The organism is Duganella zoogloeoides (assembly GCF_034479515.1).
GTDB classification, from domain to species: Bacteria; Pseudomonadota; Gammaproteobacteria; order Burkholderiales; family Burkholderiaceae_D; genus Rugamonas; species Rugamonas zoogloeoides.
Genome location: NZ_CP140152.1, coordinates 2,957,124 through 2,970,569, shown reverse-complemented (window position 1 = coordinate 2,970,569; position 13,446 = coordinate 2,957,124). Strand labels below are relative to the sequence as shown.

Annotated in this window: 12 protein-coding genes; 3 read left to right on the top strand and 9 right to left on the bottom strand. The window is 66.2% G+C overall.

What is annotated here, in order from left to right; translation table 11 throughout:
- Positions 1 to 5 precede the first annotated feature (5 nt).
- Complete coding sequence (locus tag SR858_RS13150) at positions 6 to 1,451, bottom strand: aldehyde dehydrogenase (RefSeq protein WP_019921255.1); 1,446 nt, start codon at positions 1,449 to 1,451, stop codon at positions 6 to 8.
- A 32-nt stretch (positions 1,452 to 1,483) separates the two neighbouring features.
- Positions 1,484 to 2,317: a p-hydroxycinnamoyl CoA hydratase/lyase gene (locus SR858_RS13145; protein WP_019921254.1), complete on the bottom strand. Its 834-nt coding sequence runs from the start codon at positions 2,315 to 2,317 to the stop codon at positions 1,484 to 1,486.
- A 100-nt stretch (positions 2,318 to 2,417) separates the two neighbouring features.
- Between SR858_RS13145 and SR858_RS13140 the strand changes: the two genes are divergently transcribed.
- Positions 2,418 to 2,879, top strand: a complete 462-nt coding sequence (locus SR858_RS13140) for a MarR family winged helix-turn-helix transcriptional regulator (protein WP_019921253.1) — start codon at positions 2,418 to 2,420, stop codon at positions 2,877 to 2,879.
- Between the two features lies 1 nt (position 2,880).
- On the opposite strand, the gene SR858_RS13135 is transcribed toward SR858_RS13140, so the two are convergent.
- From SR858_RS13135 to SR858_RS13105, 7 genes are all read right to left on the bottom strand, one after another.
- Complete coding sequence (locus SR858_RS13135; RefSeq protein WP_019921252.1) at positions 2,881 to 4,173, bottom strand: cation:proton antiporter; 1,293 nt, start codon at positions 4,171 to 4,173, stop codon at positions 2,881 to 2,883.
- A gap of 37 nt (positions 4,174 to 4,210) precedes the next feature.
- The gene (locus tag SR858_RS13130) at positions 4,211 to 4,768 is read right to left on the bottom strand and encodes a flavin reductase family protein (protein WP_019921251.1); all 558 of its coding nucleotides are present in this window, start codon (positions 4,766 to 4,768) and stop codon (positions 4,211 to 4,213) included.
- A gap of 49 nt (positions 4,769 to 4,817) precedes the next feature.
- Positions 4,818 to 6,254 (bottom strand): ABC transporter ATP-binding protein, encoded by a 1,437-nt coding sequence (locus SR858_RS13125; protein ID WP_019921250.1) that lies wholly within the window; start codon positions 6,252 to 6,254, stop codon positions 4,818 to 4,820.
- Positions 6,244 to 7,095: an ABC transporter permease gene (locus SR858_RS13120; RefSeq protein ID WP_019921249.1), complete on the bottom strand. Its 852-nt coding sequence runs from the start codon at positions 7,093 to 7,095 to the stop codon at positions 6,244 to 6,246. The genes SR858_RS13125 and SR858_RS13120 overlap by 11 nt, the downstream gene beginning before the upstream one ends.
- The gene (locus SR858_RS13115; protein WP_019921248.1) at positions 7,092 to 8,066 is read right to left on the bottom strand and encodes an ABC transporter permease; all 975 of its coding nucleotides are present in this window, start codon (positions 8,064 to 8,066) and stop codon (positions 7,092 to 7,094) included. Before SR858_RS13115 ends, SR858_RS13120 begins: the two co-directional genes overlap by 4 nt.
- Positions 8,054 to 9,622 carry an ABC transporter substrate-binding protein gene (locus tag SR858_RS13110; RefSeq protein ID WP_154819826.1) on the bottom strand — a complete coding sequence of 523 codons (1,569 nt, stop codon included), beginning with the start codon at positions 9,620 to 9,622 and terminating at the stop codon, positions 8,054 to 8,056. The genes SR858_RS13115 and SR858_RS13110 overlap by 13 nt, the downstream gene beginning before the upstream one ends.
- A 103-nt stretch (positions 9,623 to 9,725) precedes the next feature.
- Positions 9,726 to 11,015, bottom strand: a complete 1,290-nt coding sequence (locus SR858_RS13105) for a DUF445 domain-containing protein (RefSeq protein WP_019921246.1) — start codon at positions 11,013 to 11,015, stop codon at positions 9,726 to 9,728.
- A 419-nt stretch (positions 11,016 to 11,434) separates the two neighbouring features.
- Between SR858_RS13105 and SR858_RS13100 the strand changes: the two genes are divergently transcribed.
- Both SR858_RS13100 and SR858_RS13095 read left to right on the top strand, forming a co-directional pair.
- Positions 11,435 to 12,118 (top strand): pentapeptide repeat-containing protein, encoded by a 684-nt coding sequence (locus SR858_RS13100; protein WP_040377723.1) that lies wholly within the window; start codon positions 11,435 to 11,437, stop codon positions 12,116 to 12,118.
- A gap of 147 nt (positions 12,119 to 12,265) precedes the next feature.
- A complete protein-coding gene (locus tag SR858_RS13095) occupies positions 12,266 to 13,438 on the top strand; it encodes a pectate lyase family protein (RefSeq protein WP_019921244.1) in 1,173 nt (390 codons plus the stop codon).
- The last annotated feature ends 8 nt before the right edge of the window (positions 13,439 to 13,446 follow it).

Genomic DNA, 13,446 nt, shown 5'->3' with positions numbered 1-13,446 from the left:
TCCTGTCAGATCGGATAGTGGCGAGGCGTGGTCTGGATCGTGATCCAGCGCAGCTCCGTGAATTCGGCAATGGCCGCCTTGCCGCCAAAGCGCCCGTAGCCGCTGCCTTTCACGCCGCCGAACGGCATCTGCGCCTCGTCGTGCACGGTGGGGCCATTGATATGGCAGATGCCCGATTCGATCTGGCGCGCCACGGCCATCGCGCGGCCGATGTCGCGGCTGAACACGGCCGAGGACAGGCCGTATTCGCTGTCGTTGGCCAGGCGGATCGCTTCCTCGTCGGAGTCGAAGCGCAGGATCGAGACGATCGGTCCGAACGACTCTTCCTGGTACACGCGCATCTTCGGCGTGACGCCATCGACAATCGCCGGCTGCAGCAGGTTGCCTTGCACCGGGCTGGACGACTGGGTGACGGTGGCACCGCGCTGGCGCGCATCGTCCAGCATGGCGGCCACGCGGGTGGCGGCAGCAGCGTCGATCATGCCGGTCAGCGGGGCATCGGCATGGGCGGCCTTGAGGGTGGCGGTCTTGGTGGCCAGCTTGTCGAGGAAGGCGCTGGCCACCTTGTTGTCCACCAGGATGCGGTCGGCGGACATGCAGATCTGGCCCTGGTTGAAGAAGGCGCTGAACGCTGCCGCTTCCACCGCTTCATCGAGGTCGGCGTCGTCCAGGACCAGCAGCGGGTTTTTGCCACCCAATTCCAGCAGCACCGGTTTCAGGTGTCTGGCGCAGTGCTGGGCGATGATGCGGCCCACGTTCGTGGACCCGGTGAAGTTCACGCGGCGCACGGCCGGTGCAGCGATCAGGCGTTCGACCACGGCCGGTGCGTCGGCCGGCGCATTGGTGATGACGTTGACCACGCCGGCAGGGAAGCCCGCTTGCTCGAACACGGTGCCGATCAGGCGGTGCAGGCCCGGGCACAGTTCGGAGGCCTTGAGAATGACGGTATTGCCGCAGGCGAGCGGCATGGCAATCGCCCGGGTGCCGAGGATGACCGGCGCATTCCACGGCGCGATGCCCACCACCACGCCGGCGGCCTGGCGCACGCCCATCGCCAGCGATCCTGGCACGTCGGACGGAATGACTTCGCCGCTGATCTGGGTGGTCATCGACGCCGCTTCGCGCAGCATGTTGGCCGCCAGCGTCACATTGAACTGGTACCACATCGGGCTGCCGCCCGCTTCCGCCACGCCGCGCGCCACGAAATCGGCGCGCAGGCCTTCCATGGCATCGGCGGCCTTGAGCAGCAGCGTGCGGCGCGCGCCCGGGTTGAGTGCGGACCAGGCGGGGAAAGCTTCGCTGGCCGCCTTGACAGCCTTGTCCACGTCGGCCAGCTGGGCGGCGGCGGCACGGGTGACGACGTCGCCGCTGGCGGGATTGCGGCGCTCGAAGGTGGTGTTGTCCTGGGCGGCGTGCGTGCTGCCGCCGATGAGCAGATCGGTGTCAAACATGGTGGGTGTCTCCTTTTTTATTTTTGTAGAGTTTAACCACGTTTGAACGTTTGCAGACCCGGCTTGATGGTCTTATCGTCCAGGAACTGCTTGAGGCCCTGGGCGCGGCCTTTTTCGGGATCGCGGTAGTTCGACTGATCGACCTTGGCGTACAGGTAGTCCTCGTTCTGGTCCCAATTGAGTTCGCGGCAGCGCTTGAAGCCGTTCTTGGCGATGCGCAGCACGACCGGGGCTTTTTCCAGCAGCTTGTTGGCCAGCGCGGTCACCTCGTCGCGCAGCTGGGCGCGCGGCACGCTCTTGTTAATCAGGCCCATGGCGGCCGCTTCCTGGCCGGTGAAGGTGTCGCCGGTCATGATGTAGTGGAGCGCCTGGCGGTGGCCCATGGTGTCGGCGACGGCCTTGCTGACCAGGTTGCCGGGCGGGATGCCCCAGTTGATCTCGGACAGGCCGAACACCGCTTCGTCGGCGGCAATCGCCAGGTCGCAGGCCACCAGCGGCGAGAACGCGCCGCCGAAGCACCAGCCGTTGACCATGGCGATAGTGGGCTTGGCGTACATGCGCAGCAGCTTCCATTGCCACTGCGAGCAATCGCGGCGCAGGCGCTCCTGGAAAATCTCGGGCTTGCCGTCGTTTTCGCGGAAGTACTCCTTGAGGTCCATGCCGGCGGTCCAGGCGTCGCCGGCCCCGGTCAGCACGATCACTTGCGCTTCTTCGTCGAGTTCCAGCGTCTCGAGGACGTCGATCATTTCGCGGTTGAGCGTAGGGCTCATGGCGTTGCGCTTGTCCGGGCGATTGAGGGTGATCCAGCCGATGCCGGCCTCCACGTCCACTTTGACGGTTTCCCAGCGCGCTGCGTATTTCGACATGTTTATCTCCAATGTAAGTTTTGCGTTGAAGTATCAGGCTGCCTGATATGTAACTTATACTATACTCACGTCTTCCGAATTACAAGAAAATTTTATCGCCATGGTTGAACACGCTCCAAACCCGTCTGACGACACCAAGCCGCTGGGCCTGGCCTACCTGGTGGGCCGCCTCGATCACGTGCTGGGCAAGCGGCTGCGCGACTGCTGCGCGCCAGCCGGCGTGACGGTGCCGCAGTACACGGCGTTATCCGTGTTCCGGGCCCAGGGCGCGCTGTCGAACGCGCAGCTGGCCACGCGCACGATGGTGTCGCCGCAATCGGCCAATGAAATGGTCAAGCAGATGGAGGGGAAAGGCTGGATCGAGCGCTCGCCCGATCCGTCGCACGGTCGCATCATCCAGATCCAGTTGACGCAAGCAGGGCACGCGATCCTGGGCCAGTGCGACGGCAAGGTGCGCGAGGTGGAGCTGCGCATGTTCCCCGACATGACGCCCGAAGAACGCACGCAGCTTTACGTGTCGCTGCGCAGCGCGGTGCGCGCGCTCAGCCTGGAAGGGATTTGAACTAACGGCTCCAGAAGTTCATCAAAGGCTTGACGCTCAAGCCGTGCACCACGATCGACAGCATGATGGTAAACAGCACGATGTTGGTCAGCTGCGCGGCCAGGTCGGGCGGCAGGCCGGCCTCGATGGCAAACACCAGGTAGTAGATCGAACCGATGCCGCGGATGCCGAACCACGCGGTCATCGCCTGCAAGCGCACCGGCGTGGCGCTGCCGGCCAGACCGAGGAACACGGCTGCCGGCCGCGCAATGAAGAACAGGAAGGCGGCCATGAATACGGCCTGCCAGGTGAACTCCTGCAGCGAGATCATCCCGCCCAGCAGCACCACCAGCGTCAGTTCGGACAGCCGTTCGAGGTGTTCCTTGAAGACCAGCGATTCGGTGCTGACCGTGATCGGACCTTCGCCCGGTGCGCTATCGAGCGCCACCTGGGATTTGCCGGTATCGGGTTCGAGCAGTCCTTCCTGGTCTTTCGGCGCGCCGGCCATCATCAACTCGGTCTGGCGCAGCGCCACGGCCGCAAAGAACACGGCCAGGAAGCCCCATGCGTGCACCAGCGTGGCCACGCCGTAAGCTATCGCGATCAGGCCCAGTCCCACCAGGTCGTCCATGATGTCGTGGCGCGGCTTGATCATGCGCAGGCGCCAGGTCAGCCGCGCGGTGAGGGCGCCAAAGGCCACGCCGATCACCACGGCCGCCAGCGCCGCCCAGAACACATCGACGAACAGCCAGCGCCACGGCTGGCCGGCCGTTTCATCCAGCCCCAGCACGCCCAGGCCCAGAAAGACGAACGGCGCGGCGCTGCCGTCGTTCATGCCGGCTTCGCAGGTGAGGGTGAAGCGCAGGCTGTCGGTGTCGCCCGCGTGGCGGATCTGGACGTCGGTGGCCAGCACCGGGTCGGTGGGCGCCAGGATGCCGCCGAGCAGGATCGCTGCACCGGCGGGCAGTCCCAGCACGAAGAAGCCGAAGGCGGCCACCAGCATCACCGTGAAGATCATCGAAATCCAGGCCAGGCGCATGGGAGCCTTCCAGTTGGCGAGTTTGAACGGCACCGGCATCTTGATCCCGGCCGAGAACAGCGAGATCAGGATGGCGACCTCGGTCAGTACCTCCAGAAAACCCGACTCCTCGGCAGGATCGAAATGGAACAGATTGAGGATGGTGGGGCCGAGCACCAGGCCCACGCCCAGGTACACGATGGCGGACGTGAACGGCGAGCGCGAAATGGTGGTGGCGGCCATGCCGCGCGCCAGCATCAGCAGGCCGATCAGGATGAACCAATGGACGGAAGTCATGCCTGTTCCCCGGTGACGGTGCGCCGACGTTTGAAAATCAACGGGTCTGGCCCGGGTAGCGCGAGCGCGTATCGATCTCGCGGCCGGAGATCATGAACTGGCCGTCGCCGCGGTAGTGCAGGGTTTCGGGCAGCTTGGGAACGGCGGCGACGTGGGCGCGTACCACCTGCCACACGAACAGCGGCGCGTTCGGGTTGGGCGTGGCGTCGGCCAGCCGGCATTCGAAGCTGGCGTAGCATTCGGCGACCAAGGGTGCGGCGACTTCCACGCCCGGCCGGGCGGTCAACCCGAAGCGGGCGAACTTGTCGGTGTCGCTGCCGCTGCAGTTGCCGATGCCGATCACCTGCTCGAGCAGGTCGGCGGTGGGGATGTTGATCACGCATTCGCCGCTGGCCACCACCATGTCGTAGCTGTGATTGGCGGGATCGATATAGCAGCCCACCAGTGCGGGGGTGAAGCCGATCATCATGTGCCAGCCCATGGTCATGATATTGGTCCGGCCGCCGTGGGCGGAACTGACCAGTACGACCGGGCCGGGCTCGAGCAGCCGGCGGATCTGTGCCAGGTCGTAATCGTGTTTGCGGTAATGTTTCATGTGGCCTCCATGGAACATGGTAGGCGCTATCACCGTGGCTGTCTGTGGGTCAGGGCACCGATGAACGCGATGCCGACAGGCTGATTACCCGGGTGGCCATGCGTGCCGGGATATCGGCGTCGTGCGTGACCAGCAGCACCGCGCAGCCGTACTCCCGGGCGTGTTCGGCCAGCAGCGCCAGGGTTTCCTGCTGGGTGACGGGATCGAGCCGCGAAGTCGGTTCGTCGGCAAAGATCAGCGCGGGGCGCAGCAGCAGCACGCGCGCCAGCGCAAAGCGCTGCAACTCGCCGCCCGACACCTGCGACGGCAGCCGGTCCAGCAGGGCCGGGCGCAACCGCAGGCGCGTGAGCAAGCCTTCCAGCTCGGGCCACGCCAGCCGGTGCAGCGTGACCACGTCCTGCAGCGAGCGGCGCAGGGTTGCAGACGGGGCGAACGCCGCCGCCGGGTCCTGGTAAATCTTCTGGAATGCCGTGCGCGCCAGGCCCGCGCCGCGCGTGACCGTGCCGCTGTCGGGACGCAGCAGGCCCAGCGCGATATTGCCGAACGTGGTTTTACCGGAGCCGCTGGGACCGGTCACGGCGATGAATTCGCCGCGCCGGATCTGCGCCGTCACGCCGGCGAACAGGTGCTGCGCGCCGAAGCTTTTGGCCACGCTGTCGATGTGCACGAGCACCTCGCCTTCGTCGGCCTTGACTGGCGCCAGGTGCGGCCAGGCGGCCGGCTCTGCCGCCAGCAGGCGCCGCGTGTACGCGTGGCCGGGCGCGACCAGTACCGTCGCGGTGTCGCCGCGTTCGACGATCTCGCCGCCCAGCATCACCGCCACCTGGCCGCGCAACTGGCGCGCCAGCCACACGTCGTGGGTGATGGTGAGCAGGGTGAGGCCGTCGGCGATGGCCGCGCGCAGCACGGTCAGCACGTCGGCGCGGCGGTCGGCATCGAGGCCCTTGGTCGGTTCGTCGATGATCATCACCGGCGCGCCGGCGGCGTGGGTGGCCAGGAACGCCACGCGCTGCGCCATGCCGCCCGAGATCTGGAACGGATATTTTTCGCCGGCGCCGCCCATGCCCAGGCGCTCCAGCCCCGCCTGCGCGGTGGGCGCCGCCACCTCCGGCGCCATGCCGGCCACCAGCTCGTGCACCTCGGCGATCTGGCGCGCCACGCGCATGGTCGGATCGAGCGCCAGCCACGGCTCCTGCGGCAGCAGCGCCAGCTGCCGGCCCCACAGCGCGCGGCGTGCTGGCAGGTCGGCCGCGTCGGACCGGCGACCGCCCACATCCACGGTGCCGCTGCATGACAGCGACGCCGGCAGGTTGCCCATGATGGCTTGCGCCAGCAGCGATTTGCCGGAGCCGCTTTCGCCCAACAGCGTCAGCACGCCGCCGGCCGGGATATGCAGGTCCACCGCCCGCACCAGCACATGGCCGGGCGTGCCTACCGACAGGCCGCTGACAGCCAGGTGGGCGGAGATTGGTTCGTTATCGTTCATGCGTGCCCCCGCTACCCAGCAGGATCATGCCCAGCAAGGTGGCGAACAAAATGAAAATGGGGGCGCCGACCAGCCATGGCGCCTCGCTGTAATACGGCAGCAGTTCGATCATCATCACGCCCAGTTCCGCCGTCGGTGGCTGCAGGCCCACGCCGATGAAGCCCAGCGCCGCCATGGCCAGCACGGCGCCCGCGTAACCGAAGCGCATCAGCGTCAATATGCGCGGCCGCAGTTCCGGCAGCAGGTGGCGGCGCACGATGTACCAGGCGTCAAAGCCGAGCAGGCGCGACGCTTCCACCTGCGGGCTGGCCAGCATGATGGTGGCCGCCGCCCGTACCACGCGGAAGTACTCGACCCACAGCGCCAGCGAGATGCCCACGTACAGGGGCCAGAACTGGCCCGGCGCGAATGCGGCCAGCAGCAGCACCAGCAGCAGGCCGGGCAGGGCGAGGATGGCGTCGGCCAGCGCAGTCAGCATGCGCTCGGCCCAGCCGCCGCGCCAGGCCGCCAGCAGCCCCAGCGCGGTGCCGGGGATGGCGGCGCTCAAAACGCTCAGCAGCGCCATCGACAGCGACAGGCGCGATGCGTCAGCCAGGCGTGCCAGCATGCTGCGGCCGAGGTGGTCGAGGCCCAGCGGGTGCGCCAGGCTGGGCGCCTCCAGGAAGCGCGCCAGCGTCTGCCGTGCTGGATCGACGCCGATCAGCCAGGGTCCGAGCAGGGCGAACGCGGCGATCGCAATCAGCATGGCCGCGCCGATCACGCGCGCGGCCGGCCAGCGCCGTGGGGGACTGGCCGCCAGCAGCGCGTCGTGCAGGTCGGGCGTGTCAGGCATGGTGCTCATTGCGGCCGCCTGCGCGGGTCGATGGCGGCGCAGGCCAGGTCCACCAGCGCGTTGAACAGCACGAACATCAGGCCCAGTACCAGCGCCGTGCCCTGGATCATCGGCACGTCGCGCCCGAAGATGGCGTGCACCAGCGCGTGGCCGATGCCGGGCCAGGCGAAGATGGTCTCCACCAGCACCACGCCTTCCACCAGGTACACCAGTTGCACCGCCACGTAGGCCACCACCGGCGCGCCGACATTGCGCACGCCGTGGCGCATGAGCGCCTGCCATGGCGACAAGCCCTTGGTCAGCGCGAACGCGTAATAGGCGCTGCCGCGCACGGCCACCATGGCGTCGCGCGCCACCCGCGACGATACGGCCGCGAGGCCGATCGCCAGCGTCAGTGCCGGCAGCGCCACGCTGCCGGAATCGACGTGGCCGGCGGCCGGCAGCGCGTTCAGTTCCACCGAAAACACCAGTACCAGCACCAGTCCCAGCACAAACGGCGGCATCGCGCGCAGCATGACCGACAACGCCAGCGTGGCGCGGTCGAACCAGCCGCCGGGATGCAAGCCCGCCAGCACGCCGGGGATGGGGCCGAGCAGCACCGACAGCAGCACCGCCCAGAACGACAGGCGCAGGGTCTGGCCCAGTTGCAGGCCGATCTCGGTGAGCACCGGCTGCGCGGTCACCAGGGACAGGCCCAGGTCGAGCCGGAGCAGCCGCCCCCACCAGTCGGCCAGCGCTGCGAGCGCGGGGCGGTTCAGGCCCAGTTCTGCGCGCACCGCCTCGGCGGCGGCGGCATCGACCATGTCGTAGCCATAGCGCCCGGCAGCGATGCGGAACGCGGTGTCGCCGGGCAGCCAGCGCGTCATGAAGAAGCACAGCGTACCCACCAGCAGCGCGACCAGCAGCGCCTGCAGCAGGCGCCGGCCCAGCAGCGGCGACCAGCGCCGCGCGGTATCGATCCAGGGTGTCAGGGATTCCATTTGATGTCCGATAGTCTGTAGCTGCGCTCGAAGGCGTCGATGGTGACGTTTTTTACGCGGCTGGAGACGGCAATCGTTTGCCGGTACCACACGATCGGCACGACCGGCAGCGATGCCTGCAGGCGCGCGGCGACGATGGCGCGGTCGGCCTGCTGCGCGGCCGGCGCGGCGCCCGTGGCCAGGCGCGCCAGGGAGGCGTCGAGCGCGGTGTCGCGCCAGTTCATGGCGCCCCAGTCGCCGCCGCCGTTGGCGTAGTCGCCGACCATGGTGGCGGTGGGGTCGGGCGTGGTGCCGAAGTTGCGGGCGACCAGCCCCATGTCCAGTGTGCCGCTGCGGTGGCCGGCCGGGATGTCGCTGGAGTTGCCGACCACCACCCGCACGGCGATGCCGATCTGGCGCATCTCTTCCTGGATGGCGGAGGCGATCAGCGGCAGCTCGGGGCGATCGACAAAGGTGTACAGCGTGATGGCGAAACGCCGCCCGCCTTTCACCAGGATGCCGTCGGCGCCCGGCGTGAAGCCGGCTTGCTTCAACAGCGCGCGGGCGGCGGCAGGGTCGGTGCGCAACGGCGCCAGCGCCGGCTGGTGCCACTGCGCCAGCGCGGGCGGGAACAGCTGGGTGGCGCCCAGGTCGGCGTCGCGCAGCAGTGCGCGGGCAATGCCGTCGCGTTCCACGCCCAGGCTGATCGCGCGGCGTACCCGTTCGTCGCGCATGAACGGGTGGGCGGCATTGAGTTTGAGAAACGTGGTGCGCGGCAGGTTTTGCGCCACCAGCGACACGCCTTGCTGGCGTTGCAGGCGGCGGATGCTGGGCGGATCGAGCGTAAAGGCGAGATCGGCCTGGCGGCTTTGCGCCATCAGCGCCCGCGTCTCCGCGCGCGACACGCTGATGTAGCGCGCGCGCCGCACGTCCGGGGCGTCGCCGTTCCAGGTCTCGGCAAATTCGGTCTCGAACATCTGCGGCAGCGTGATCGACTTGATGCGATACGGGCCGCTGCCGACAATGGCCGTCACGCGGCCGGTGGCATTGAACGACGATGGCGCCAGCAATTGCGTGCTGTACTGGGTGAACAGGTACGGCAGCGGCGCAAACGGTTTGCGCAGCCGCACCACGATGGCGCCGCGCTCCGCGTACAGGTCGTCGATGCCGGCCAGTTGCAGCACGCCGGGCGTGCTCAACGCCCGCTGCAACGACACCAGCGCGGTATTGGCGGTAAGCGCGGAGCCGTCGTGGAAGCGGTTGCCCTGGCGGATGAAGAACCGCCATTCGCGCTGGTCGTTCGACACTTCCCAGGTGCTGGCCGCGCCGGCGCGCAAGCGGCCCTGGTCGTCGACGTCGAGCAGCGTTTGCGTCACTTCCATGCGCGTGAACATGAAGCCGCTGCGCGACGGCTCCAGGCCCGTCAGCTCCCACGGGCCGACCACGGTCAGCGTATCGGCGCTGGCAGGCGTGAGCTCGTGGACGTGGCCGGGATCGGCCAGCGCCGCTAGTGGCAATGCCAGCAGGACGGTGACCATCAGGCGGCGTTTGAAGAGTATGGCGGCAACTGGTCTCATGGAGCGCACGGGGATGAAAGACCCCGCATGGTAAAGCAAGTTGACGGGCGGGGCCAGTTCAACAGGCGGACAGGGGTCAGCACTTGCCTCGGCTGGCGACCTGCTACCCGGTGTACTGCACAATCACATGAATCACCAACCCCGCCAGTCCACCCACCACCGTCCCATTGATGCGGATGAACTGCAAGTCGCGGCCGATGGCCAGTTCGATGCGCTTGCTCATTTCGTCGCGGGTCCACCTGGCCAGCTGGGTTTCGATGAACAGGCCCACTTCGCCGCGATAGTTGCGCACCAGTTGCGCACTGCCGGCTTCCAGCAGGCGGTTCAGCCCTTCGCGCATCGACTGGTTTTCGGTCAGCATGCGGCCCGCTTTTTCCACCAGCTTTTGTACGCCGGCCGGCACGCCTGGCGTCTCCGTGTGCAGATCGGCCAGTGCACGCGCGTGCAGTGCATCCCACAAGCCTTCGAGCATTTGCCGGATCTTGTCGCTGGCCAGCGCGTCTTGCTGATAGCGGCTGATGGCGTCCTGCCATAGCGGGTCGGCCTTCAGGCGCAGCGCGCTTTCGGCGATCCAGACGCCCAGCCGTGCGCGCAGCGGGTGGTTGCGGTCGGCGCGCACGTCGGCCACCTTGCGGATGGTGGAGCGGATCAGGCGCGGCATGGCCTTGTGCAGCGCGTATTCGACCACCGAGCTGTCGGTATTGACCGCACTTTGCACCATGTTGCCGATGGTTTCGTGGTTTTCCTCGTGCGCCAGGTACTCGCCCAACTGGTCGAGCAGCAGGTCCACCAGGTGCTGCGGCTGGTCTTCGGCGATCAGCGCATCGACGCAGTCGCCGGCAAGGCTGGCCAGGTCCAGGCGCGCCAGTTCGCGGGTGGCGGTGTCGCACACCATGCGCCGCATCTTGTCCTGGTCGAGCGAATGCAGCAGCTTTTCCAGCGCGGGACCGGTCCACCGGGACAGGCGGGCAGCGTGGGCCGGCTGCTGCATGTAGTTGCCGGCCCTGCCAGCGATGTCGAGCTCGCGCAGGCGGGCGTTGATGGCCGCTTCGGTAATAAAATGGTTTTCGACGAACTGGCCCAGGCTCTTGCCAATGCGTTCCTTGCTGTTGGGGATGATGGCGGTGTGCCAGAGCGGAATGCCGAGCGGGTGGCGGAACAGCGCCACCACCGCGAACCAGTCGGCAATCGCGCCGATCATCGCCGCTTCCGAAAACGCTTCCAGGTAGCCCCAGGCAGGATGCGCGTGGCGTTGCGAGCGGGCCAGCGCGAACAGCAGCGCGGCTATCAATAACAGGCCCAGCGCAACCAGTTGCATGGTGCGCAGCCGCGCGCGTTGCAGCACTTCTTCCTGGTCGTCGAGCTGGCGGATGATGTCGACTTCGTGTTCCACGAGTATTCCCCCGGGTTAATTTGATTGCATTGTAGGGCAGCGCGCGCGCGACCGGGCACACACCTGGCGCCGATGCGGGTAAAATAGCGCCGAGTCGAAAATGAGCAAGCCGGTTGGTAACCCGGCAAGTGTCCCGCTACGGGAGATGCTCCCGCGCAGCGGACCCACGGCGCCGATCTTGACAGAGAACCTGTCTCGGTAGGAATGGGGCAGCGGATTGCGATGCCTCGGTAGCGGGGGCAAGGCGCGAGGAAGAAGCATGGCAGGCCATGCGATGACGAGCAACGCCGGCCCCGCTGCCGAGGCGCGCAAGCAGCGCCTCATTCCCTGCTGAGACAGGTTCTCCTAACCGTCCGGGGATGCGTGGTGGTGCGCTTGGTGCATTGACCCTGCGTCTGCCGGCCATTGAGGACAATCCGATGGCATCAAACAATTCCACCGTCTCCGGCCTTGCGCTGGACCGCTCCGAACTCGAACACCACCTCGTGCAAGATACCCGCCACTTCGAACAATGCATGTTCGACGACGAGGATCTGTCGCGCCTCGACCTGCAAGGCTGTACGTTCGACCGCTGCACGTTCGGCGGCGCCAACCTGTTTGCCGCCAAACTGGCGCGCACCGTGTGGCAGCGCTGCCGCGCCGGCGGCGCCGATTTCGAGTCGGTGGACGCGGTCGATGCCCGCTTCGATAGCTGCGACCTGAACAACACCAAGTGGCGCCGCGCCAAGCTGGCTTCGGTCAGCTACCGCGGTTGCAAGCTGACCGGCGCCTCGTTCGAGGAAGTCGCGCACCTGGGCCTGCTGTTCGAGGAAAGCCTGCTGGTGGGCGCCGACCTGCGCGGCTTTTCGTTCAAGAAGGCGACCTTGAAGGAACTCGACTTTTCCGACGCCTACCTGGCCGGCTGCGACTTCCGCGAGTCCGTGTTCGAAGGCGGCAGCTTGCGCAACGCCACGCTCAAATTGGCCAAGTTCCAGGGCGCCGACCTGCGCGGGACCGATATCGAAGGGCTGAAGCTGTCGGATGCGGCCGTGTTCAAGGGCGCCGTGATTTCGCATGCGCAGGCCGCCAGCTTCCTGCGTGCGCTCGACTTTGTTGTCATATAGTGTTGTTATTTAGAGCAATCTTTCAATCAATTGATTGATTATTTAAAAGATATCTATTTCTACACAGATATTCTCATACTTTCAGTTGTCTTTTTCTGCTAGCGTTGCCTTAGGGAATTATCCCTATAACAATAACGGAGAAGACACATGATTATCAGCATCAATATGACTGGCGCCGCCCTGGCTGTCCTCGCAGCTTTCGCGGCCGCTCCGGCTTTTGCCGACGACACCCTGCAAACCGCACCGTCGAACGGCTGGGCCGGCCAGAATGGCGGCACCAAGGGTGGCGCCGGCGCCTCGTCGGCGGCGACCTACAAGGTCAGCTCGGCAGCACAATTGCTCGCCGCCATCAAGGCCCAGGGTGACAAACCCAAGATTATCAAGCTGTACGGCACCATCGACCCAACCACGGCCGACAACGGCGGCCCCTACAAGAGCGCTGCCGACCAGAAAGCGCGGCTGCAAATCAAGCTGACCAGCAACACCACGCTGATCGGCATGGGTTCCGACACCAAGCTCGTCAACGCCGGCCTGATCCTCAACGGCATCCAGAACGTCATCATCCGCAATCTCAATATCGTCAATCCGTGCGACATCAACCCGATCTGGGACCCGGAAGATGGCAGTGCGGGCAACTGGAACTCCGAGTACGACGGTATCAACATCGCAAACTCGAAGAACATCTGGATCGACCACAACGTGTTTACCGACGCCCCCAAGACCGACGACCAGCTGCCCACCGCCAATGGCCGCCTCAAGCAGTGCCATGATGCCGCGCTCGACGTCAAGAATGGCTCGGACTACGTGACCATCTCCAACAACCGCTTCGAGCTGCACCAGAAGAACAACCTGATCGGCTCGTCGGACAGCACCACCTCGGACGATGGCCACCTGACCGTTACCTTCAATAACAATCATTTCCTGCACATCTCGGAACGGGCGCCGCGCGTGCGCTTCGGCAAGGTCCACGTCTTCAACAATTATTTCGAAGGCAGCCGCTCGCACAAAGTCTATCCGCAGAAGTACAGCGTGGGCGTCGGCTACAAGGCCAAGATCATCATGCAGAACAACGCGTTTGACATCGCCGGCGCCAGTTCGTGCGCGGACATCGCCAACAATCCGGGCTCGGCCAGCAAGTCGGGCGCGATCACCGATGCCGGCTCTTTGCTCAACGGCGCGGCGCTGAACCTGGCCGGCAAGTGCAGTTTCAGCAGCTCGGTGGGCTGGACGCCGCCGTACACCGCCAATCCGGCGTCGGCTTCGTCGGTCAAGCAATCGGTATTGAATAATGCGGGGACGGGGAAAATCAGCGTGAACTAAAAAAAATG